Origin of the sequence: Bradyrhizobium manausense, assembly GCF_018131105.1 — a bacterium.
GTDB classification, from domain to species: Bacteria; Pseudomonadota; Alphaproteobacteria; order Rhizobiales; family Xanthobacteraceae; genus Bradyrhizobium; species Bradyrhizobium manausense_B.
Genome location: NZ_JAFCJI010000004.1, coordinates 193,038 through 213,839, shown reverse-complemented (window position 1 = coordinate 213,839; position 20,802 = coordinate 193,038). Strand labels below are relative to the sequence as shown.

The 20,802-nt window shown below is 64.8% G+C and carries 20 protein-coding genes; 12 read left to right on the top strand and 8 right to left on the bottom strand.

Annotated elements, in window-relative coordinates; translation table 11 throughout:
- Positions 1-47 precede the first annotated feature (47 nt).
- Complete coding sequence (locus JQ631_RS29075) at positions 48-686, bottom strand: TetR/AcrR family transcriptional regulator (protein ID WP_212332767.1); 639 nt, start codon at positions 684-686, stop codon at positions 48-50.
- Positions 687-938: 252 nt separating this feature from the next.
- Here JQ631_RS29075 and JQ631_RS29070 point away from each other — a divergent pair, with 252 nt between their 5' ends.
- Genes JQ631_RS29070 through JQ631_RS29060 form a run of 3 tightly spaced genes read left to right on the top strand, consistent with a single transcriptional unit; the run spans position 939 to position 4,742 of the window.
- Positions 939-1,436 (top strand): (2Fe-2S)-binding protein, encoded by a 498-nt coding sequence (locus JQ631_RS29070; RefSeq protein ID WP_212332766.1) that lies wholly within the window; start codon positions 939-941, stop codon positions 1,434-1,436.
- The gene (locus JQ631_RS29065) at positions 1,433-2,488 is read left to right on the top strand and encodes an FAD binding domain-containing protein (RefSeq protein ID WP_212332765.1); all 1,056 of its coding nucleotides are present in this window, start codon (positions 1,433-1,435) and stop codon (positions 2,486-2,488) included. Before JQ631_RS29070 ends, JQ631_RS29065 begins: the two co-directional genes overlap by 4 nt.
- The gene (locus tag JQ631_RS29060) at positions 2,481-4,742 is read left to right on the top strand and encodes a xanthine dehydrogenase family protein molybdopterin-binding subunit (protein WP_212332764.1); all 2,262 of its coding nucleotides are present in this window, start codon (positions 2,481-2,483) and stop codon (positions 4,740-4,742) included. Before JQ631_RS29065 ends, JQ631_RS29060 begins: the two co-directional genes overlap by 8 nt.
- A gap of 5 nt (positions 4,743-4,747) precedes the next feature.
- Here the strand turns inward: JQ631_RS29060 and JQ631_RS29055 are convergent, their stop codons facing one another.
- From JQ631_RS29055 to JQ631_RS29045, 3 genes are all read right to left on the bottom strand, one after another.
- Positions 4,748-6,316 (bottom strand): caspase family protein, encoded by a 1,569-nt coding sequence (locus JQ631_RS29055; protein WP_212332763.1) that lies wholly within the window; start codon positions 6,314-6,316, stop codon positions 4,748-4,750.
- Positions 6,317-6,466: 150 nt separating this feature from the next.
- Complete coding sequence (locus JQ631_RS29050) at positions 6,467-6,619, bottom strand: hypothetical protein (protein ID WP_212332762.1); 153 nt, start codon at positions 6,617-6,619, stop codon at positions 6,467-6,469.
- A 138-nt stretch (positions 6,620-6,757) separates the two neighbouring features.
- On the bottom strand, positions 6,758-7,306 hold the full coding sequence (locus tag JQ631_RS29045) for a cupin domain-containing protein (RefSeq protein WP_018646206.1): 549 nt from the start codon (positions 7,304-7,306) through the stop codon (positions 6,758-6,760).
- Between the two features lie 148 nt (positions 7,307-7,454).
- Between JQ631_RS29045 and aptA the strand changes: the two genes are divergently transcribed.
- Together aptA and JQ631_RS29035 are read left to right on the top strand one after the other, a co-directional pair.
- Positions 7,455-8,783 (top strand): omega-aminotransferase AptA, encoded by a 1,329-nt coding sequence (gene aptA / locus JQ631_RS29040; protein ID WP_212332761.1) that lies wholly within the window; start codon positions 7,455-7,457, stop codon positions 8,781-8,783.
- Between the two features lie 70 nt (positions 8,784-8,853).
- Complete coding sequence (locus JQ631_RS29035) at positions 8,854-10,119, top strand: D-amino acid dehydrogenase (protein WP_212332760.1); 1,266 nt, start codon at positions 8,854-8,856, stop codon at positions 10,117-10,119.
- A 112-nt stretch (positions 10,120-10,231) separates the two neighbouring features.
- On the opposite strand, the gene JQ631_RS29030 is transcribed toward JQ631_RS29035, so the two are convergent.
- Positions 10,232-10,891: a helix-turn-helix domain-containing protein gene (locus JQ631_RS29030; RefSeq protein WP_212332758.1), complete on the bottom strand. Its 660-nt coding sequence runs from the start codon at positions 10,889-10,891 to the stop codon at positions 10,232-10,234.
- 180 nt (positions 10,892-11,071) lie between these two features.
- Here JQ631_RS29030 and JQ631_RS29025 point away from each other — a divergent pair, with 180 nt between their 5' ends.
- The 4 genes from JQ631_RS29025 to JQ631_RS29010 are packed head-to-tail and all read left to right on the top strand — an operon-like array spanning position 11,072 to position 14,537.
- The gene (locus JQ631_RS29025; protein ID WP_212332756.1) at positions 11,072-11,830 is read left to right on the top strand and encodes an ABC transporter substrate-binding protein; all 759 of its coding nucleotides are present in this window, start codon (positions 11,072-11,074) and stop codon (positions 11,828-11,830) included.
- Positions 11,831-11,858: 28 nt separating this feature from the next.
- Positions 11,859-12,512 carry an amino acid ABC transporter permease gene (locus tag JQ631_RS29020; RefSeq protein WP_212332754.1) on the top strand — a complete coding sequence of 218 codons (654 nt, stop codon included), beginning with the start codon at positions 11,859-11,861 and terminating at the stop codon, positions 12,510-12,512.
- Entirely contained in the window at positions 12,509-13,240 is a 732-nt protein-coding gene (locus tag JQ631_RS29015) for an amino acid ABC transporter ATP-binding protein (protein ID WP_212332752.1), read from the top strand. The genes JQ631_RS29020 and JQ631_RS29015 overlap by 4 nt, the downstream gene beginning before the upstream one ends.
- A 13-nt stretch (positions 13,241-13,253) precedes the next feature.
- Positions 13,254-14,537, top strand: a complete 1,284-nt coding sequence (locus JQ631_RS29010; RefSeq protein ID WP_249161197.1) for an NAD(P)/FAD-dependent oxidoreductase — start codon at positions 13,254-13,256, stop codon at positions 14,535-14,537.
- A 2-nt stretch (positions 14,538-14,539) separates the two neighbouring features.
- Here the strand turns inward: JQ631_RS29010 and JQ631_RS29005 are convergent, their stop codons facing one another.
- Entirely contained in the window at positions 14,540-16,129 is a 1,590-nt protein-coding gene (locus JQ631_RS29005) for a gamma-glutamyltransferase family protein (RefSeq protein ID WP_212332750.1), read from the bottom strand.
- A 112-nt stretch (positions 16,130-16,241) separates the two neighbouring features.
- Between JQ631_RS29005 and JQ631_RS29000 the strand changes: the two genes are divergently transcribed.
- Positions 16,242-17,015, top strand: a complete 774-nt coding sequence (locus tag JQ631_RS29000; RefSeq protein WP_212332749.1) for an enoyl-CoA hydratase-related protein — start codon at positions 16,242-16,244, stop codon at positions 17,013-17,015.
- 147 nt (positions 17,016-17,162) lie between these two features.
- Here JQ631_RS29000 and JQ631_RS28995 read toward each other — a convergent pair whose 3' ends face one another.
- Positions 17,163-17,339, bottom strand: coding sequence for a hypothetical protein (locus tag JQ631_RS28995; RefSeq protein WP_212332748.1), 177 nt, complete (start codon positions 17,337-17,339; stop codon positions 17,163-17,165).
- Between the two features lie 9 nt (positions 17,340-17,348).
- Complete coding sequence (locus JQ631_RS28990) at positions 17,349-17,582, bottom strand: DUF6894 family protein (protein ID WP_212332747.1); 234 nt, start codon at positions 17,580-17,582, stop codon at positions 17,349-17,351.
- A gap of 205 nt (positions 17,583-17,787) precedes the next feature.
- On the opposite strand from JQ631_RS28990, the gene JQ631_RS28985 reads away from it, so the two are divergent.
- Together JQ631_RS28985 and JQ631_RS28980 are read left to right on the top strand one after the other, a co-directional pair.
- A complete protein-coding gene (locus JQ631_RS28985) occupies positions 17,788-19,863 on the top strand; it encodes a PQQ-dependent sugar dehydrogenase (RefSeq protein WP_433995532.1) in 2,076 nt (691 codons plus the stop codon).
- Complete coding sequence (locus JQ631_RS28980; RefSeq protein WP_212332746.1) at positions 19,820-20,761, top strand: SMP-30/gluconolactonase/LRE family protein; 942 nt, start codon at positions 19,820-19,822, stop codon at positions 20,759-20,761. Before JQ631_RS28985 ends, JQ631_RS28980 begins: the two co-directional genes overlap by 44 nt.
- The last annotated feature ends 41 nt before the right edge of the window (positions 20,762-20,802 follow it).

The following is a 20,802-nucleotide window of genomic DNA, read 5'->3' as shown; positions in this document are numbered from 1 at the left end:
TGCCGGCGATGCTGATCCTAGCACGACCTCGGACAAATACGGGCCTGCTACCGCTTCCGTTTCACCGCCGCCTTCGTCGATTTGGCCGCGCGCGCCTTGGCTTTTGCGGCGGGCTGCACGCGCAGACCGTCGACAAACACGTCGAGCATCCGCAGCACCGAGGATTGCCAGCCGGGCTGGTCGTTGATGTAGCACATGCCGACGAGGGTCCTGAGCAGATCCTCCGGGCTGACATCGCCGCGCATCTCGCCGGCCGCGACGGCGCGGTCGAGCAGCGAGCCAATCGCCTTGGTCAGGCGATCCATCGAGAACGCAGCCAGGTCCGACGTGCTCTGGAACGTCAGCGCCAATGCGGCCGACATGCCCTTTTTGGTGGCGACGAATTCGACGTTGGAACGAAGCCAGCGCCTGAGCGCATCGACGGGATCCTTGGCATTCTTCAACTGCTCGGCGAGCTCGCTGAGCTGCTCGACCTCGCGCCGGTAAACCGCCTCGAACAGATCTTCGCGGGTCGGGAAATGCCGATAGAGTGTGCCGATGCCGACGCCCGCGCGTTTGGCCACGGCTTCCAGGCTGGCCTCCGGGCCGCCCGCGTTGAACACAAGCTTGGCCGCCTCGAGCACGCGCTCGCGATTGCGCACGGCGTCGGCGCGGGGCTTACGGGTCTGGTCGGTTTGGTCGTCCATATCAGGCAATGTAGATCACGAATTGGTTAGATTGAACCCTTGCTGAACCCTTGCAGGGCTGCATCGCGTTGTCGGTGCACGGGCTTTTGACGAATTCCAAATATTTTCGGGCGGCCCTTGTTAAACGGAGGCTGCCTCCGTATCTTCGTTGTGCTTGTCCGGACTCAGCTTCCGGGCGGCGCGATATCGACGGCGGCCACGGCGGTGGTGCGCTGCGCGATGAGCCATGTCCAAATCTGATCGGAGCCCTGTATGAACCACTCCATCAGCCTCACCGTGAACGGTGCACGGCGCGACTTCGTCCTCGACGATCCCCGCGTCACGCTGCTCGATCTCCTGCGTGAGCGCCTCCATCTCACCGGAACCAAGAAGGGATGCGACCGCGGCCAATGCGGTGCCTGCACCATTCTCGTCGACGGCAAGCGCATCAATTCCTGCCTCGCGCTCGCCGTCAGCCATGACGGCGCCGACATCCTCACTATCGAGGGAGTTGCCCGTGGCGACCAGCTTCATCCTGTCCAGGCCGCCTTCATCGCCCATGACGGATTCCAGTGCGGCTTCTGCACGCCCGGCCAGATCATGAGCGCCATCGGCATGATGCAGGAAGCCCAGGCCGGGAACGATCCCGAACGCATTCGCGAATGCATGAGTGGCAATCTCTGCCGTTGCGGCGCCTATGCCGGCATCGTCGATGCCGTGCTCGAGGCGCAGGCCGGTGCCGACGAAGCCAACGAGAGGCGCTCCGCATGAAACAGTTTGACTATGTCAAGGCCGCCACGGTCGCTGAAGCCGTTGCCGCCGCCGCACAGCCGGGCGCGACTTATCTTGCCGCCGGCACCAATCTGCTCGATCTGATGAAGGGCAACGTCAGCCGTCCGGATCGCCTGGTCGATGTCACGCATCTCGCTGGGCTCGATCAGGTTGAGCGTCTTGCCGATGGGTCGTTGCGTATCGGTGCGCTCGTGAGCAACGCCGACCTGGCGCATGATGCAGAGTTCGCGAAGTCTTATCCGGCAATTGCCGAGGCGCTGCTTTCCGGCGCATCGGCACAGTTGCGCAATGCCGCGACGGTCGGCGGCAACCTGTTGCAGCGGACCCGTTGCGCGTATTTTTACGACACCGCCAGCCGCTGCAACAAGCGCGAGCCCGGTAGCGGCTGCGACGCCCGCGACGGCGAGAACCGGTCGCATGCGGTGCTCGGCTGGAGCGAGAGCTGTATCGCGACGCACCCCTCAGACTTCTGTGTGCCGTTGGTCGCGCTCGACGCCATCGTCGAGATCGAAGGCAAAAATGGTCGTCGCGAGATCGCGCTCGACGAGTTGCATCGCCTGCCCGGCAATACGCCCGAGCGCGAATCCGCGCTCGAACCCGGCGATCTCATCGTCGCGGTTCGCCTCCCGCCTGCAGCGCGCGGCTTTGCCGCGCATGCGCGCTATCTCAAGGTCCGCGAACGCACGTCCTACGCATTCGCCATCGTCTCGGCTGCGGCGGCGCTGCGGATCGAGAACGGCAAGATCGCGGAAGCGCGGCTTGCGCTTGGCGGTGTCGCCGCAAAGCCGTGGCGTGCCCGTGCAGCGGAAGACGTGCTGAAGGACGTCGCACCGACGGCAGATGCCTTCCAGGAAGCCGCCTGGCGCGCGCTTACCGACGCAAAGCCGTCCGGCGACAACGCCTACAAGATCGAGCTCGCACGCCGCATCGTCGTGCGCGCGCTGACCCTTGCCGCTGCCGGTACGCCCGCGCGTATCCCCGCACTACCGGCTTCCCCCTTTGCCTCGACGTCTGGAGCCATCCATGCCTGAGCTCAATCTCACCAGCGCTCCTGCCCATCTTCGCCACGGCTCGAGCATCGGCCAGCCGCTGACCCGCCGCGACGGCGTGCTCAAGGTCAAGGGACAGGCGACCTATGCCGCCGACAATCATCCGCCCGGCATGTTGTTCGCGGTGATGGCTGTGTCCAGCATCGCGCATGGCCGGGTTACTTCACTCGATATCGCCGCTGCCAAAAATCATCCCGGCGTCGTCGATGTCATGACGTCCGACCACAAGCCGCAGCTTGCGATTGATCCTGAAATCAAGACCAATCCGTTCGTGTTCCGGATGGAGGTGCTGCAGAGCAACGAGGTCCGCTACGCCAACCAGCCGATCGCTGTCGTGATCGCCGAGACGCTCGAAGCAGCGACGGAGGGTGCGGTCCTGTTGTCGCCCCGCTATGAGACGCTGCCAGCGCTCGTTGGGCTCGATGCCGGTAAAAGCTACGTACCGCCCGTCGTCGGTGTCGGCAATCCGTCTGAAAGCCATCGCGGCGACGTCGAGTCGGGCCTTGCCTCGGCTGACAAGCAGATCGATGCGATCTACGAGACGCCGCCGCAATATCACAACGCGATGGAGCCGCACGCGATCGTGGCTCATTGGGACGGCGATAATCTGCAGATCGACATGCCGACCCAGGGCCTCATGCTGTCGCTCGGGCGCGTCGCCGAGCTGTTCGGCATTGCGCCCGAGAAGATTCATATCCGCAGCCCATTCCTCGGCGGAGGATTTGGCTCGAAGGGACTGATGGCCGGTCCGCCGGTCCTCGGCATCATGGCGGCAAAGCTGGTCGGCAAGCCGGTCAAGCTCGTGCTGCGCCGTGAGCAGATGTATGGCCCGGTCGGCCATCGTGCGCCGACGCGTCAGCGCTTGCGCATCGGTGCCGATGCCGAGGGGCGCCTGACCGCGCTCGATCACCATGCGCGGACCGTGTCGAGTACGTTCGACGATTTCTACGAGCCGGCCGCCGATGCCTCGCACACGCTTTACGCGGCGCCCGCGATCCGCACCTCGCATGACGCAGTGCGCGTCAACACCGGCACGCCATTGTTCATGCGCGCGCCCGGTGAGGCGACCGGATCGATTGCGCTGGAAAGCGCGATCGACGAGATGGCCTGGGCCTGCGGTATGGATCCGCTCGCCTTCCGCCTGAAGAATTACGCCGAGGTCGAGCCGATCACGGGAAAACCGTTTTCCTCGAAAGCGCTGCGTGCCTGTTACGATCAGGGCGCGGCGCGTTTCGGCTGGGCGAAGCGCACGCTCCAGCCGCGACAGATGCGCGACGATGCCGGACTGCTGGTCGGCTGGGGAATGGGCACCGCGACGTTCCCCGCGCTCATGTTCCAGGCTGAAGCACGCGCTGCGATCCGCCGTGATGGCAGTGGCGCGATGGAGATCGGCGCGCACGACATGGGGCAGGGTGCCTGGACGGCGCTGGCCCAGATCGCGGCCGATGCCGTCGGCCTCGATATCGACCGCGTCACGTTCAAGGCGGGCACCTCCGATCTGCCTGATGCGGGCATTGCCGGCGGCTCGGCGCATACGGCGACCGCAGGAGCCGCGATCCACAGCGCCGGCGCGGCCGTGATCGCAAAGCTTGCCGATCTCGCCACCAGCGACGAGCGCTCGCCGCTGTTCGGTGCCGGCAATGCCGGCGTGATCGCGCGCGATGGCCGGTTGATCCGTCGCGATGACGAGAGCCGCAGCGAGAGCTACGCCGAGATCCTGGCGCGCGCCGGCGTCGCCGAAATCGAGGCACGCGGCACGGGTGCACCGAATCCGGCAGCGATGGAAGAATATGCCATGCATGCCCATGGCGCGGTGTTCGCCGAGGTGAAGGTCGATCCCGAGCTTGGTCAAGTCCGTGTCACCCGCATGGTCGGCGCCTTCGCCGCGGGACGCATCGTCAACCCGCATTTGGTGAAGAGCCAGCTGTTCGGCGGCATGATCTGGGGCATGTCCTTTGCGCTGCACGAGGAGGCCATCACCGATCGCCGCAGCGGGAGGATCATGAACGCCAATCTCGGCGAGTATCATATCCCCGTGAATGCCGACGTGCCGCCGCTCGACGTCATCACGGTCGAGGAACACGACCCGCACGTCAATGCGCTCGGCATCAAGGGCGTCGGCGAGATCGGCATCACCGGCAGCGCCGGCGCGGTCGCCAATGCCGTCTGGCATGCGACCGGCGTTCGCGTACGCCGCTTCCCGATCAGGATCGAGGAGTTGCTGACATCGCGCTGAAGGGGCTAGCGACGCATGTCGTGCAGGTTCTGCCTGGCAAGGGCATAGCCTTGCGCGGCTGACCGCTCGAACAATTCCCTGGCGAGCCGCGTGTTGCGCGGCACGCCCTGGGCCTCGTTGTACATGGAGCCCAGGCTGTTCAAGGCAGCGTCGTCGTTCAGCGCCGCGCCCTGCTCGAACAGCCGGCGCGCCTCTGCATAGTCGCGCTCGACGCAGCGGCCCCGCACATAGAGCAGGCCGAGATTGTTCATTGCGGCCCCGACGCCGGCCTTGACCGCAGCTTCATTGAGCCTGATCGCTTCAGGGCAATTTCGAGCGGCTCCATCGCTGAAGGCATAGATCCAACCGAGTTCCAGCATCCCGAGCGGATCGCCTGCGTCTGATGCCTTCTTGTACCAGCGTGCGGCTTCGGTCTTGTCTGTCTTGACGCCTTCGCCGGTTGCGTAGAGCACGCCGATATTATGCATCGCCGGCGGGTATCCGGCGGCTGCGGCTTTCTCGAACAGATGAAGCGCATCCGCATAGTCCTTGCGCGCAGTGGCGGCGCGGCCGGCCTCATAGGCGAACCTTGCCACGTCAGGATAACGCTGCATCGCGTCGTTGCAGGCGGCGGTCGCCTCGGCCGGCTTCATCTTCTCGAATGGGGTTGCCGCCACGCCGACTGCGCCGAGCGTGTCATAGGGCATCATTGCCAGGCGGTCGCAATCGGTGATGAGATCGCGGCGCAAGGCCTGTTCGGAAAGCTGCGCGGGCGTCGCGTTGGTCTGCGGCGCAAGTGCGACTTGCGTCGCGCTTGGCGGCACGGTCTTGCCGGCGAAATAGAAGCTGGTGGAAATCGGCGAGGTGGCGACCCACGGCAATTGCTCACCATGCGTGGCCTTCTCGACCGCCAGGCCCATCTCGTTGAACGTCCGGAACAGGCCGTAGCCGGGATGACGCATCGTCTCGGTGAGGGCGCGGGTATAGGGACTATGGCCGCCATCGCCGTCCAGCGCGACGCTGTGCGGCTGGGTCGCAAACGAAATCAGCGTCCCGGGCGGCGCCTGCATCTGCGCGAGCCCATCGGCCGTTGCGGACATCGCGTGACCGCCGAACGGATTGTTGCGGCAGGCATCGAGCAGCATCAGATTGATCCTGGCGCCCGACTTCTCCATCCGATCGAGTATGCCGGCAAGCCCGATCGCCTGCACGAACACGTCGCCTTCATCCGCCGGATGAGCGTCGACAGGCACGATGTAATTCAGGCCATGCGTTTCGACGCCGTGTCCGGCGAAATAGAACAGCGCCACATCAGCGCCGATCAGCTCCTTGTCGAAGGTTTGCAGCGCGCGGTCGAAGCCCGCCTTGTCGAGATCGATCTGCGCGCCGCCGCCGACCACGAAGAAGCCAAGCGAGAGCAGCGTGTCCGCCATGAGCCTTGCGTCATCAGCCGGGTTGGGCAGTTTTGCCACCGTCTGATAGGCCGAGTTGCCGATCACCAGCGCGACGCGCTTTTCGGCCTGCGCCGCGGTGGCGGCGCATGCCAGCAACACCGTGCTGATCAGGCGTGCGATAATGCCGATGCGACTCGCCATGGTGACTCCGCGAGGCGGGACGAGGTTGATCTCGTCCTTGGTCTCGCCCGGGCGACGTCAGGTTCGAACGTGAGCCACCTGGCGGGGTCAAGCCGGTCGGATTGTCGATATCGTCCGAGGATTTAGGTCGCGTTCACGCCGGCAGCCGGATCAGTTCATCATCCGGCGGAGCACCTTGATCTGCGCTCGCTGCTCTTCGATATATTTCTCGATAGTCTCGCGCAGCTCCCGTGAATGGAGCTTTCGCGTGTCGCGCTGAACTTCGTCGAGCACGGCTTCTGCATTGGCGAGGGTGGTTTTCATCGCGAGCTCTGTTACGAAGCAGCTCGGCTGCTTGGCTACGGCTCGCAACATATAGAAGACCGACGCGCGAAAATTGAGGTGCCGCAAGCTCCGTAAGATACCGGTGGCTCCGTAGGATCCCGGATAAACCTGATGCGTTCAGAACGTCGGCGGCGTGCACGCCGAGATCACTTCGCACGGCTTGCCGCCGACGCAGCGAAATCGATGCGGCCGGCGGCTCTCGAAGTAATAGGCATCGCCGGGATTGAGAATGCGTCGCTCGTCCTCGACGGTGACCTCTAACTTGCCCGAGATCACGATGCCGCCTTCCTCGCCGTCATGGACGAGATGCACGCGTCCGGTGTCGCTGCCGGGCTCGTAACGCTCTTTCAAGATCTGCAGGCTGCGGCCGAACAGATTGTCGCCGACCTGCCGATAGGAGATCGGCTTCTTGCCGACCTCGGTCAGCTCCTCCGCACGGTAGAAGATCTTGCGCCGGCTCTCCGGCTCCAGCGCGAAGAACTCGGCGAGCCCCATCGGGATGCCGTCGAGGATGCGCTTGAGCGCGCCGACCGAGGGGTTCATCTGGTTGGATTCGATCAGCGAGATCGTCGAATTGGTGACGCCGGCACGCTTGGCGAGCTCGCGCTGCGATAGCTTGTGGCGCGCCCGGATGAATCGCAGCCGTCCACCGATGTCGACGCTCATGCCCCTGGTCCTGTTTCAGGTGTTGCGGATCGCGCAAATATGGACTGGGAGCCTCAGTTAAATCAATGGCTTGCAGATCGCCAGAAAAGGACTTGTTGCGCTATCGAAGCCGTGGCTCTGCTATGACGTCAGCAAAGGAGCGTGGCCCGTGACCCTTCATCAGATTCCGAACACTATCAAGACCGACTCGTTCTGGATGCCGTTCACGGCCAACCGTCAGTTCAAGAAGGCGCCGCGCCTGTTCTCCTCGGCCGAGGGCATGCACTACACCACCGTCGACGGCCGCAAGGTGATCGACGGCTCCGCCGGTCTCTGGTGCGTCAATGCGGGCCACGGCCGCAAGCAGATCGCCGCTGCGGTCGAGCGGCAGTTGATGACGCTGGATTTCGCGCCGTCCTTCCAGATGGGCCATCCACTGGCATTCGACTTCGCCGAGCGTCTCGCCGAGATCGCGCCGAAGGGCCTCGACCGCGTCTTCTTCACCAATTCCGGCTCAGAGTCGGTCGATACCGCACTGAAGATCGCGCTCGCCTATCACCGCGCCAACGGCCAGGCGAGCCGCACCCGCCTGATTGGCCGTGAGCGCGGCTATCACGGCGTCGGCTTCGGTGGCACCTCGGTCGGCGGCATGGTCGCCAACCGTCGCGCCTTCGCCACCTTGCTGCCGGGCGTCGATCACATCCGCCACACCCATGATCTCTCACGCAATGCCTTCGCCAAGGATCAGCCCGAGCATGGTGCAGAGCTCGCTGACGACCTCGAGCGTCTGGTGGCCTTGCATGGCGCCGAGACGATCGCAGCCGTCATCGTCGAGCCCGTGCCGGGTTCGACCGCCGTGCTGCCGCCGCCGAAGGGTTATCTGCAGCGCCTGCGCGCGATCTGCGACAAGCACGGCATTCTCCTGATCTTCGACGAGGTCATCACCGGCTTCGGCCGCCTCGGCACGCCGTTCGCCGCCGACTTCTTCGGCGTCACGCCGGACCTGATGACGACGGCCAAGGGCATCACCAACGGCACCATCCCCTGCGGCGCCGTATTCGCGAGCCGCAAGGTGCATGACGGCATGATGGTCGGCCCCGAGAACCAGATGGAGCTGTTCCACGGCTACACCTATTCCGCGCATCCGACCGCCTGCGCCGCTGGCATCGCCACGCTCGACATCTACAAGGATGAAGGCCTGCTCACCCGCGGAGCGTCGATTGCCGAGTACTGGCGCGATGCGCTGCATCAGCTGAAGGGTTTGCCGAACGTCGTCGATATCCGCAATTGCGGCCTGATGGGCGCGGTCGAGCTGTCGTCGCGTGACGGCGCGGTCGGCGCGCGCGGTTACGACGTGATGGTCGACTGCTTCAATCGCGGGCTCTACTTCCGCATGAGCGGCGACTCCTTCGCGCTGTCGCCCCCGCTCATCGTCGAGAAGAGCCACATTGACGACATCGTGTCGATCCTGGGCGACGCCATCAAGCGGGTGGCCTGATCATTGCTCTCGCCGCTGGTGAGTTTTATCTTGCAGCGGCGAGCGTGATGCCGCGGGAGTTTGATTAAGCGTGAAAGTTCTGATCTTCGGCAGCGGTGTCATCGGTGTCACCTCTGCCTATTACCTCGCCCGTGCCGGCCACGAGGTGACGGTCGTCGACCGTCAGCCCGAGCCGGCGCTGGAGACGTCTTTTGCCAATGCCGGCGAAGTGTCGCCCGGCTACTCCTCGCCATGGGCTGGTCCCGGTGTGCCGGTGAAGGCGGTCAAGTGGCTGCTGATGAAGCATGGCCCGCTGGTGGTCCGGCCGAAGCTCGACCCCGTCATGTGGATCTGGCTGCTCAAGATGCTGCGCAACTGCACCAGCGCGCGCTACGCGGTCAACAAGAGCCGGATGATCCCGATCGCGGAATACAGCCGCGATTGCCTGCGCGATCTGCGCCGCGACATCGGCATTCAATATGACGAGCGCTCGCAGGGCACGCTGCAACTGTTCCGCTATCAGGCCCAGCTCGATGGCACCGGCGAGGACGTCGCCGTGCTCAAGCAGTACGGCGTGCCTTACGAAACGCTGAACCGCGAGGGCTGCATCGCGGTCGAGCCGGCGCTGGCTGGTGTAAAGGAAAAATTCGTCGGCGGGCTTCGCTTGCCGCAGGACGAGACCGGCGACTGCCACATGTTTACGCAGGCGCTGGCCAGGCATGCGGAAGCGCTCGGCGTGCGCTTCATGTTCAATACCGGCATCGACCGCATCGTCACCGATGGTGCGCGTGTCAGCGGCGTCGCGACCAGCGCCGGCCTATTGCAGGCAGACTCATACGTACTCGCGCTCGGAAGCTATTCGTCGCGGATGGCCGCGCCGCTCGGCATCTCGCTGCCGGTCTATCCGGTGAAGGGCTACTCGATCACGGTGCCGATCAAAGACGCCTCCGGCGCGCCGGAATCGACCGTGATGGACGAGAGCTACAAGGTCGCGATCACGCGCCTGGGGGATCGCATCCGCGTCGGCGGCACGGCCGAGATCTCAGGCTTCTCGACCAAGCTCTACAATGCGCGCCGTGCCACGCTCGACCACTCCCTGACGGATCTGTTCCCGCGTGGCGGCGATCTCTCCAGGGCGACGTTCTGGAGCGGCCTGCGCCCGATGACGCCGGATGGCCCGCCGGTGATCGGCCCGACGCAATACGCCAACCTCCACCTCAACACTGGCCACGGCACGCTCGGCTGGACCATGTCCTGCGGCTCCGGCCGCGTGCTCGCGGACATGCTGTCGGGCAAGAAGCCGGATGTTGATGTGAGTGCGCTGACGGTGGAGCGGTATAGTCACCGGTTCGGGTAGACTCTCTCGCTCGTCATTGCGAGGAGCTCTTGCGACGAAGCCATCCAGACTGCCTCCGCTGTGAGAGCCTGGATTGCTTCGCTTCCGCTCGCAATGACGACGGAGGGAGCAACTACGCCCCTGTCACGCAATTCACCCACAGCACCACGGCCTTTGCGTCCTGCGCCGGATTGGAAAACCGGTGCGGCCTTCGGCTCGCGAACCGAAAGCTGTCGCCGGTCTTCAGCGACCACGTCTCGCTGTCGACCGTCAGCATCATCTCGCCTTCGAGCACGAGGCCGGCTTCCTCGCCGTCATGGGTGTAGAGTTCGTCGCCCGTAGAGCCGCCGGGCTCGAGATGCACCAGAAACAGGTTCAGTCTGTTGTCGGTACTGGCCGGGCTGAGCAATTGCTTCGATACGCCGGTACGCCAGAGCTTCAGCTCGGGCCGCTGCAGCCCGCGCGTCACAACCTGATCGGACGCGCCATCGGCGCTCGGGCTCGCTCCAAACAGCGCGGCGATGCCGACGCCCAGCACGTCGGCGAGCATGGCGAGCACGCGCAATGACGGCGACGAAAGGCCGCGCTCGATCTGGCTGAGGAAGCCGATCGACAAATCCGTGTGCGTAGCGACCATTTCGAGCGAGAACTGTCTGACGCGCCTGAGATCGCGGATGCGGCGGCCGACCGCGACGTCCATTGCCGGCTCCGGCGGCTTCGCGGTGGCCTTCCCGCCGCTCTTGTTGCGGCTTGTGGCCAATTTGGCCGGCTTTGCGGCGGCCGGCTTGCGCATTCTTTTGCCACCGCTCACGTCAAACCGCTTCCTTCATGTGCATGAAAACCGCTTGCATCGCCTGCGAAAGTGTGACCAAATTTTCATATTGGTGAAAATAGGCCGAAACGGCTTGGTCCGCAATGTCTGATCGCGACATGCGCGAGCGCCGTCATCGGCCAAGCCCAAAAGGGGGATGCGATGAAGCGTTATGGTCTGGCCGCAATGGCGGCACTCGCACTGGCAGCGATGGCGCCGGCCTCGGCGCAGCAGGTGTTGAAGGTGGGTTCGACGCCAACGGGCATTCCCTTCACCTTCCTCGACACCAAGACCAACTCCATCCAGGGCATCATGGTCGATCTTGTCACGGAAGTGGGCAAGGATGCCGGCTTCAACGTGCAGATCGAGCCGATGCAGTTCTCGACGCTGATTCCGTCGCTGACCTCGAGCAAGATTGACATCATCGCAGCCGCGATGTTCATCACCGCGCCGCGGAAAGAGGTCGTCGACTTCTCCGACCCGATCTACACCTATGGCGAAGGCCTGGTCGTGCCGAAGAGCGACACCAAGGCCTACGCCACGCAGGACGATCTGAAGGGCGAGACGGTCGGTGCCCAGGTCGGCACCGCCTTCGTCGACGCGTTGAAGAAGACCGGCCTGTTCGCCGAGGTGAAGGCCTACGACACCATTCCCGACATCCTGCGCGACGTGAACACCGGCCGCCTCAAGGCCGGCTACGCCGACTATCCGATCCTCGCCTATAATCTGAAGCAGGGCGGCTTCCCCGAGGTGCGTCTCGTCGACGGCTACAAGCCCGTGACGGTCGGCTCGGTCGGCATCGGCGTGCGCAAGGGAGAGAGCGCGCTGCTCGGCAAGATCAACGCGTCACTCGCCAAGCTCAAGGCCAACGGCACCATCGACAAGATTCTCGGAAAATGGGGCCTGAAGTCTCAGGGCTGATAGGGGTCTGACTGATGAAGGCTTTCCGATGAAAGGCTTCTGGCACGACGCCGCCGAGTTCTTCCCGATCCTGATGAACGGCGTCGCGCTGACGATCATCGTCACGATCGGCTCGCTGCTGCTCTCGACGGTGCTCGGGCTGATCTGGGCGATGATGCGGGTCTCCGGCATCAAGGCGCTGTCGATGCTCAGCGCCAGCCTGATCAACGTGATCCGCGGCATCCCGATCATCGTGCTGCTGTTCTATCTCTACTTCGTGATGCCGGATCTCGGCGTCACGCTGTCGGCTTTGCAGGCCGCGATTCTCGGTCTCGGCATTGCCTATTCGGCCTACCAGGCGGAAAACTTTCGCGCCGGGATCGAGGCGATCGACAAGGGCCAGATCGAGGCGGCGCAATCGATCGGCATGGGCTGGTGGCTCACCATGCGCCGCGTGGTATTGCCGCAGGCGGTGCGCATCGTGCTGCCGCCCTACGGCAATGTCATGATCATGATGTTGAAGGACTCCTCGCAAGCCTCGACCATCACGGTTGCCGAGCTTGCCCTCCAGGGCAAGCTGATCGCGTCCTCGACCTTCAAGAACACCAACGTGTTCACGCTGGTGGCGCTGATGTATCTCACCATGAGCATTCCGCTGATCCTGCTGGTCCGTCACTTCGAGAAGCGGGCCGGCAAGAAATGATCGAGCTCAACGACGTCCACAAGAGCTTTGGCAAGGTCGAGGTGCTCAAGGGCATTACGGCCTCGGTGCAGAAGGGCGAGGTGGTCTGCATCATTGGGCCATCAGGCTCGGGCAAGTCCACTATCCTGCGCTGTATCAACGGGCTCGAAAGCTACGACCGCGGCGAGATCAGCGTCGAGGGCCTGAAGGTCGATCGCGACGCGCCGTCGATCGTCAACATCCGCACCCAGGTGTCGATGGTGTTCCAGCGCTTCAACCTGTTCCCGCATCGCACCGCGCTCGAGAACGTCATCGAGGGACCGCTGTTCGTGAAGAAGGAGCCGCGCGCCCAGGCGTTCGAGCGCGGCCGGGCGCTGCTGACCCGCGTCGGACTGGCCGAGAAGGCCGACGTGCATCCGCCGCAGCTCTCGGGCGGCCAGCAGCAGCGCGTCGCGATCGCGCGGGCCCTCGCCATGCAGCCCAAGGCGATCCTGTTCGACGAGCCGACCTCGGCGCTCGACCCTGAACTCGTCGGCGACGTCCTCGGCGTGATGCGCAAGCTCGCGGACGAGGGCATGACCATGGTCGTCGTCACCCACGAGATGGGTTTTGCCCGCGACGTCGCCGACCGCGTGCTGTTCATCGACGGCGGCGTTATCGTCGAGCAGGGGCCGGCCAAGGCGCTGCTCAACCAGCCCCAGCATCCGCGCACGCAGGATTTTCTGCGCCGCGTGCTGCATCCGCTCTGACCGGATTCTAATAATGACGCGTCTGCCTCTGCCGCCTTCGCTTTATGCCGACACTGCCGTCGCGCCAGTGGTCGCGCCGCCGCTCGATACCGACAAAAGCGCTTCCGTAGCGATCGTTGGCGGCGGCTATACCGGTCTTTCTACGGCGCTGCATCTGGCGGAGCAGGGTGTCGAGGCGCTGGTGCTGGAAGCGCAGGAGCCGGGCTGGGGTGCGTCAGGCAACAATGGCGGCCACACCAATCCCGGCCTGAAGCACGATCCCGATCAGATCGAGGCCGATTTCGGCGCCGAGCTAGGCCGCCGCATGATCGAGTTCTCCTACGGCACCACGAATTTCACTCACGATCTGATCCGCCGCTACCAGATCCCGTGCGAGGCGCGGCAGAACGGCACGCTGCGCGCGGCCTACAACGAAGCCAGCGCCGCCGCGATCGAGAAGACCGCGCAGCAATGCATCCGCCGCGGCATGCCGGTGACGTATCTCAACCGCGAGCAGCTGCGCGAGATGACTGGCACGGACCGCTACATCGGCGCGATGCTGGATGCGCGCGGCGGCGATCTGCATCCGCTCAGCTACGCCCGCGGCCTCGCACGCGCCGCGATCTCGGCGGGCGCGAAGGTGCACGGCGAAACGCCGGCGCTATCGCTGCGCCGCGACGGCGGCCGCTGGCGGATCGAGACGCCGCGTGCGGTCGTGCACGCCGACAAGGTGCTGCTTGCGACCAACGGCTTCACCGACGATCTCTGGCCCGCGCTCCGCCGTACCATCGTGCCGGTGTTTTCGTCGATCGCGGCCACCGCGCCGCTGTCCGACACCGTCGCCCGCTCGATCATGCCGACGCGCCCTGTTCTCTATGAGAGCGGCCATATCACCGTCTACTACCGCATCGACCAGCAGAACCGCCTGCTGATGGGCGGGCGCGGCCCGATGCGCTGGATCAATTCGCCTGATGACGTTGCCTATCTCATCCGCTACGCCGAGCGGCTCTGGCCGCAGCTCAAGGGCGTGGCCTGGACTCATGGCTGGAACAGCCGGCTCGCCATCACCAAGGACCATTATCCGCATGTGCACGAGCCGGCGGAGAACATCCTGATCTCGCTCGGCTGCAATGGCCGCGGCGTCGCGCTCTCGACCGCAATGGGCGCACAGCTCGCGCGCCGGCTGATCGGCGGCGCCAAGGCGGAGATCGACATGCCCGTCACCGGAATCAATCCGATCCCGATGCACGCGTTCTGGCCCGTGGGGGTGACGACGGCGGTGATCGCCGGCCGCGTTCGCGACCGGCTGGGGATCTAGCCTCAGCCCTCCGCTACCGCATCGGCCCAGGGCTGGAAGATATCGACCGCGCCCGAATTGACGTCGCCGTCGCGCATCACGACGCTCGGGCAGGCGAATTTCTGCGGCAGAGCCTGCACCCGGCTTTCCTCAAAGTCGAAGCGCGCCGCGAGCGTCTTGCGTATCTCCGCAGGCAGTCTGCTGTCGCCGATCACAATCGCGCCCTCGCTGGCGTCGATGCGGGGCTGGTGAATGGCGGCGTCGAGGTCCATGCCATAGTCCATCGCGAAAGAGATGAGCTGCATCACCGACGGCAGGATGCGGCGGCCCCCGGAGGCGCCGGCCGCGAGGCGCTTGCCGTCGTTGATCTCTGCGATGACGGGCGTGTAGTTGCAGAGGCAGCGCTTGCCGGGCGCGAGCGAGTTGGTGGTGCCCGGCGTCGGGTCGAACCACATGATGCCGTTGTTCATGGTGATGCCCGTGTGCGGCGTCACGTATTTCGAGCCGAACGACGAGAGCAGCGTCTGCGTCACCGCGGCGATGTTGCCGTGGCGGTCGACCACGGAGAAATGCGTGGTGCAGGCGGGCGCGAGGTATTCGGCGCCGAGCGAGCGCTTGCCGTCCGCATCGCCCATGTCCTTGAGCCGCTCGCGGAAGGCCGCCTGCACGGCGAGCGCATATTCCACATAGGCAGCCGCATCGGGCGTGCTCGCAGGCTTCAGGCTCTGCTGCAACAGGCGCAGCGCATGCGCCATGGTCGGTCCGGCCGTGAGCTCCGGCGTCGCATACACCTTGCCGTCGCGATAGGGGGTCGCCAGCGGCTCGCGCAGGTGCGCGCGGAATGCGGCGAGGTCCTCGACCGCCAGCGAGCCGCCGTCAGTCCTGATGTCGGATGCGATGCTCCTGGCGAGATCGCCCTGGTAGAAATCGCGCGGGCCGGCTTCGGCGAGGTGCGACAGCGTCGCCTTGAGTGCGTCCTGTGGCAGCCGCACTTCGGATTTGATTCCCCATGGCGGGCTCGGCGCCAGCCCGTCCTTCAGGAATGCCGCTGCGCTTGCGGGGTAGCGCCGGAGATCGGCCGCCGAGGCCGTGATTGTCAGCGCGGTCCACCAATCGACCAGCAGGCCTTCGCCGGCGAGCCCGGCTGATGGCGCGACCAGATCCTTCCACGGCATTTTGGCGTAGCGGCGATGCGCCTCCTCCATGCCGGCGACGACGCCGGGCACGGCGATCGCGCCGGGGCCGTGGATGTTGCGGTCGTCCGTCACCCGCGACCAGGGAAACAAATCGGAAGCTGCCCCTTCGCCGCTGAGCGGATAGTCCGATACGCGCAGGCTCCGCGGCGCGCACATGCCGTAGTCGATCACCTCATAGCGATTTTCCTTGGCGCGGTAGAGCACCATCGCGCCGCCGCCGCCGATGCCGCTGTTCCAGGGCTCGAGCACATTCAGCGCAAACGTGGTGGCGACGATCGCGTCGACGCAGTCGCCACCGGCCGCGAGCACCTGCGCTCCCACCTCGGCCGCGCGCCGCGATTGCGAAGCGATGATGCCGCCCTTGGATGTGACGGCGGGTTTGCGGACAGTTTGGTTGAGGCTGAACTGATGAGGCATGATGTCGCTTGTGCTTGTTTTGGCTTCGTTGCGCGGACCCGCCCCGCAATTGGCGGAGTGCGCGAAGAATGGCACATTGCCGTCAACGAGAACATCGAAAGGGAGGCGCGACATGGCAGGTGTGAAACAGGCGCGGGATGGCGCGGTCGGCATTTTGACGCTCGACGAGCCGGAAAGCCTGAATGCGATGACGCCGGACCTGCTCGGCGCGCTCGCAACCGCGGTCGCCGAGATGACGGGAGATGCGGAGGTTCGCGCTCTCATCCTCACCGGCGCCGGACGTGGATTTTGCTCAGGACAGAATTTGAAGGCAGCAGGAGCGCTCGGCGAGGACATCGCGACCGGCGTCATGCGCTTCTATTGGCCCGCCTTCAGGGCGTTGCGTGAATGTCGCGTGCCTGTCGTCGTCGCCGTCAACGGCGTCGCGGCCGGTGGCGGCTTCAGCCTGGCAATGGCCGGCGACATTATTGTTGCGGCGCGGTCGGCGAGTTTCATCCAGGTGTTCAGCCGCATCGCGCTGGTGCCGGATCTCGGCTCGACCTGGCTGTTGCCGAGGCTGATCGGCCGGCAGCGGGCACTTGAACTGATGCTGTTGAACGAGCCGCTGACGGCCGAACGCGCCCGGGAGATCGGCCTGGTGCGGCAGGTCGTCGACGATGCGAAGCTGATGGAGGAGGCCCTTGTGCTGGCACGTCGCCTCGCCGATGGCCCAACCCGCGCTTTGGTCGCGACCCGCGCACTCGTCGAGGAGAGTGAGCATACCAGCTACGAGGCCCAGTTCCGCCGCGAGATCGAGCTTCAGGCCACCATCCGCACGAGCGTTGACGCCGTCGAGGGCCGGAATGCCTTCGTCGAGAAGCGCAAGGCGAAGTTTACGGGTAAGTGAGGTAGGGCACGCTTCCTCGAACTCGTCATGCCCGGGCTTGACCCGGGCATCCACGTCTTGCCGCCCCAAAACTCGAATGGCCGGGGCGAGCCCGGCCATGACGACGAAGAGACGAAGCTCAGCAGGAGAGCGGCGAAGCCGCGGGACTCAGAGCCCGCGGTTCAGCCGGCTGGCCTGATATTTGGCGTGCCATTTCGGGCCGGGGCCGCGCATGTAATGCAGCTCGGGGCGGTAGGGGTTGCCGGCGATTTGCACCAGCTTCTGCCATTTGGTGGCAACGAAGGTGAGGGGCTGGCGGAGCAGGCTCAATGAAGAGAACAGCATGGCATCACCTCAATGGGGCTTGCCGAGCATGGCGGTGAAGGGGAGATCGAAAAGGTCCTCGCCGTCGGAGCCGCTGACATGGATCACCCAGTCGCGCCAGTCTTCAGCGCCGGGCGTCTGAATCATGGAATTCATGATCTGGGCAGCGCGGTCGCGCGCCTCGGTCAGGCTGGCGACTGCGGCCCCATTGCGATCGATCAGCGTTCCGTCGGTGTTCGAACAGTGAAAAAAGACCTGGACCATATGCGCCTCCTGTGGGGCGGTCGGGACGGCAAATAGATACCACCCGAACTATTCGCGAAATATTCGGGACGAGCCCGGTAAGGGAATCTACGGGGATTGGTCGGCACGAAGAGCCCTGCGGGTTTGATCACAGGGGGGTGATGTTCAACTGGACGGCGCCTGCACAGCATGGAACAACCCTCGCCCGAAAGCCGGGGAGGCCGCTGTGAATCATCTCACACTGCAGGATGGACGCCGAAGCCTGTGCGCAGGTTTCGCTGCCTTCGCCGCAGCTCTGCTCGGTATCGTCTCGCTGGCCGCGTCCGAACCGGTGAAGAAAAGCGGCTACACGATAGGGTCCGAAAGCTGCGGCAGCGGCGATCTCGCCTTTCCAAAAGTCCAGATCGACATGAAGGCGGGCTTCTGCGCCGGCCTTGTCGCCAGCGAGGAAGATCATCTGAAATTCCCGCGGTCGATCGTCCAGGTGCCCGGTCGCGATCTGTTCGTCGTGGCCGACATGGGCGGCTGGGGTCACGCCGATGGCCGCCTGCTGCTGCTCGATCCCCACGCCGCCAGTGGCCAGCGCTTGAGAGAACTCCTGACCGGGGTCGAATATCCGTTCGGCCTCGTGATCGGCCCGGACAAGAAGCTCTACGCCTCGACGGCGGAGAGCATCTTCCGCTTCGATCCGCTCGCGGACAATCCGCGCAGCACGGTCGAGACCATCGTCCGTCACATGCCGGGCCGGCGCATCACGCTGCCGGACGGAACGAAGCTCGACGAGGCCGCACATCCGCTGAAGCAGTTTGTGTTCGACAAGAGCGGGCGGCTGTTCGTCAATATCGGCGCCCACAGCGACGACTGCATCTCGCCGGCGCCGATCACAAAACCCTGCGCGCCGGCCGAAGGCGCCTCCGCAATGGCCGCGATCTGGCTGTTCACGCCGCCGTCAGGCGGGGTTTTCCCGGCGCTGACCCCGAAGGATCCCGACCCGCCGCACATCGTCTATGCGCGCGGCCTGCGCAACTCGATGGCGCTGGCGCTGCATCCGAATTTTCCCGATGCCGGCTATGCCTTCCTGCAAGGCGAGAACGGCCGCGATCTGCCCGACATCTTCAAGCCGAACGAGGAGATCAACGCGATCGAGCAGGGCAGGCACTATGGCTGGCCCTATTGTTACGATCTGTCGACGCCGAGCCCCGAGTTCAGGCTCGTGCTGCAATCGGGCGCCTACAAATCGCTTTGCGCGAGCAACGCGCTCTACAAGCCGCCGTTCTCGCTGCTGCCGCCGCACGGTGCGCCGCTCGCGATGCTCTATTATCACGGCGCAAAGTTTCCGGAGCTGGAGGGCAAGCTCCTGGTCGGCTTGCACGGCTATCGCCCGACCGGCAGCCGTGTGCTGATCTACGATGTCGACGATCACGGCTTCCCGAAGCCGGCTCCGCCGCCCGTGCGTTACCACGTCAGTTGCGCGGCCGACCCGAGTCACAATTTTCAGGCTGATGCCGGCGATGTCGCTGCTGCGCCGTTTGATGAGCTGATCGCGGGCTGGCATCGCGTCAATGGTGCGCGGCCGCAAGGCGCGCCGGTCGGCATGACGGTCGCGGAGGACGGTGCGATCTGGCTGGTCGAGGACAAGAACCAGACGATCATCCGAATCGATCGCGCCGCCGGCGATCCACCGCCGCCGCTGCCCTGCGATACGCGCAGTCAGGCGCTGATCGATCAACTGGCCTCCTTCGTCGCCAGGGACGCGCTGAACAAGATCCGGCTCACCACGCTGCGCAAAAATCTCGTCGAAAAGCACTGCGCCGGCTGCCACTCCGATTTTGGCCTGAAGGCAGGACAATCGGACGCCGACAAGGACGCGACCGTGCTGAGGTTCATGCTGTCGCAGGACGGCTGGATTTATCCGGGCGATCCCACCTCCGGCAGGCTGCGCACACGGCTGCGCGGCATTGGTGCCGAAAAGCTGATGCCGCCGGGCGGCGAGGGCCTGCCGAAGGCCGAGCCGGGCTACGCGGCGCTGCTCAATACGGTTGATCTGTTCGTTGCGAAGATGGTTCCGGGCACGCCGATGCGGATCAAGCTTGGTCTGCCGCAGCGCAAGTTCTTCAGCAAGACGAACAAGGAATGCGGCGAAATACCGGCTGCCAAGGTCGTTGTCGTGACACAAAGGAACGCTGTAGACAGGCCGGGCTTCAGCCGATTCTTCCGGCCGGCCGATCCTTATTTGAATGGCGACTGCAGCGACGACGATGGCTATTACATCCGGCAGGAATTTCTGGTGCCTGTGCAGTAGCCTTCTGCTGATCGCCGCGACGCCGCTCCTTGCAGCCGAGACGAAGCTGTTCGAAAGCGTGCAGGTCACGCCCGCCGACGAATATACGCACGGCATCGAAGGGCCGGCCGCCGATCTCGACGGTAATCTCTTCGTCGTCAATTTCGGCAAGCCCGGCACGATCGGCAGGCTGCCCGCGGGAGGGGACGCGTCCGAAGCCTTCACAGCGCTTCCCGAGGGCAGTGTGGGAAATGCCATCCGGTTCGATCGCGGCGGCACGATGTACATCGCCGACTACAAGAAGCATAACATCTTCGCGATTCCGAAAGGCGCAACAGAGCCCAGCGTCTGGTTTCACTCCGACGAGATGAACCAGCCCAACGACATCACCATCGCCCGCGACGGCACGATCTATGCGAGCGATCCGAACTGGAAGGGCCGCGAAGGTCACATCTGGCGGATAGCGAAAGCTGCGGACGGATCGGTGCAGGGACAAATCATGCCGGCACCGCGCGCGATGGGCACCACCAACGGCATCGATCTCAGCCCCGACGGCAAGACGCTCTATGTCGGTGAATCCAGCAACGGCCAGATCTGGTCCTACGCGATCCGCGGCAACGATCTCGCTGACGCAAGGCTAGTCAAGGCGTTCCAGCCCGACACCATCGACGGCCTGCGCACCGACATCGCCGGCCGCCTCTACATCGCACGCATTCTCAAGGGCACGATCGCGCTGATGAAGCCCAATGGCGCAGTCGAGCGCGAGATCGCGTTGAAGGCGAAGGAGCCGACCAACCTCGCCTTCGGCGGCAGCGACGGCAAGACCGTCTTCGTGACCCAGCGCCAGGGCGGCTTCATCGAATCCTTCCGGACCGATCAGCAAGGGCGTGAGCACTGTCTTCAGCGTGGGCGTTGCTGAGCAGGTCAAAGGCGATCTGCCCTCGGCGCAGACAGGCCAGC

Bases quoted from the DNA above. Each gene is read 5' to 3' on its own strand.
- JQ631_RS29030 (WP_212332758.1), bottom strand. From the start codon at position 10,891: ATGCGCAAGCCGGCCGCCGCAAAGCCGGCCAAATTGGCCACAAGCCGC.
- JQ631_RS29060 (WP_212332764.1), top strand. From the start codon at position 2,481: ATGCCTGAGCTCAATCTCACCAGCGCTCCTGCCCATCTTCGCCACGGC.
- JQ631_RS29000 (WP_212332749.1), top strand. From the start codon at position 16,242: ATGGCAGGTGTGAAACAGGCGCGGGATGGCGCGGTCGGCATTTTGACG.
- JQ631_RS29015 (WP_212332752.1), top strand. From the start codon at position 12,509: ATGATCGAGCTCAACGACGTCCACAAGAGCTTTGGCAAGGTCGAGGTG.
- JQ631_RS29075 (WP_212332767.1), bottom strand. From the start codon at position 686: ATGGACGACCAAACCGACCAGACCCGTAAGCCCCGCGCCGACGCCGTG.
- JQ631_RS29045 (WP_018646206.1), bottom strand. From the start codon at position 7,306: ATGAGCGTCGACATCGGTGGACGGCTGCGATTCATCCGGGCGCGCCAC.
- JQ631_RS29050 (WP_212332762.1), bottom strand. From the start codon at position 6,619: ATGAAAACCACCCTCGCCAATGCAGAAGCCGTGCTCGACGAAGTTCAG.
- JQ631_RS29055 (WP_212332763.1), bottom strand. From the start codon at position 6,316: ATGGCGAGTCGCATCGGCATTATCGCACGCCTGATCAGCACGGTGTTG.
- JQ631_RS28990 (WP_212332747.1), bottom strand. From the start codon at position 17,582: ATGGTCCAGGTCTTTTTTCACTGTTCGAACACCGACGGAACGCTGATC.
- JQ631_RS28980 (WP_212332746.1), top strand. From the start codon at position 19,820: ATGGCTATTACATCCGGCAGGAATTTCTGGTGCCTGTGCAGTAGCCTT.
- JQ631_RS29025 (WP_212332756.1), top strand. From the start codon at position 11,072: ATGAAGCGTTATGGTCTGGCCGCAATGGCGGCACTCGCACTGGCAGCG.
- JQ631_RS29020 (WP_212332754.1), top strand. From the start codon at position 11,859: ATGAAAGGCTTCTGGCACGACGCCGCCGAGTTCTTCCCGATCCTGATG.
- JQ631_RS29065 (WP_212332765.1), top strand. From the start codon at position 1,433: ATGAAACAGTTTGACTATGTCAAGGCCGCCACGGTCGCTGAAGCCGTT.
- JQ631_RS29005 (WP_212332750.1), bottom strand. From the start codon at position 16,129: ATGCCTCATCAGTTCAGCCTCAACCAAACTGTCCGCAAACCCGCCGTC.
- JQ631_RS29070 (WP_212332766.1), top strand. From the start codon at position 939: ATGAACCACTCCATCAGCCTCACCGTGAACGGTGCACGGCGCGACTTC.
- JQ631_RS28995 (WP_212332748.1), bottom strand. From the start codon at position 17,339: ATGCTGTTCTCTTCATTGAGCCTGCTCCGCCAGCCCCTCACCTTCGTT.
- JQ631_RS29010 (WP_249161197.1), top strand. From the start codon at position 13,254: ATGACGCGTCTGCCTCTGCCGCCTTCGCTTTATGCCGACACTGCCGTC.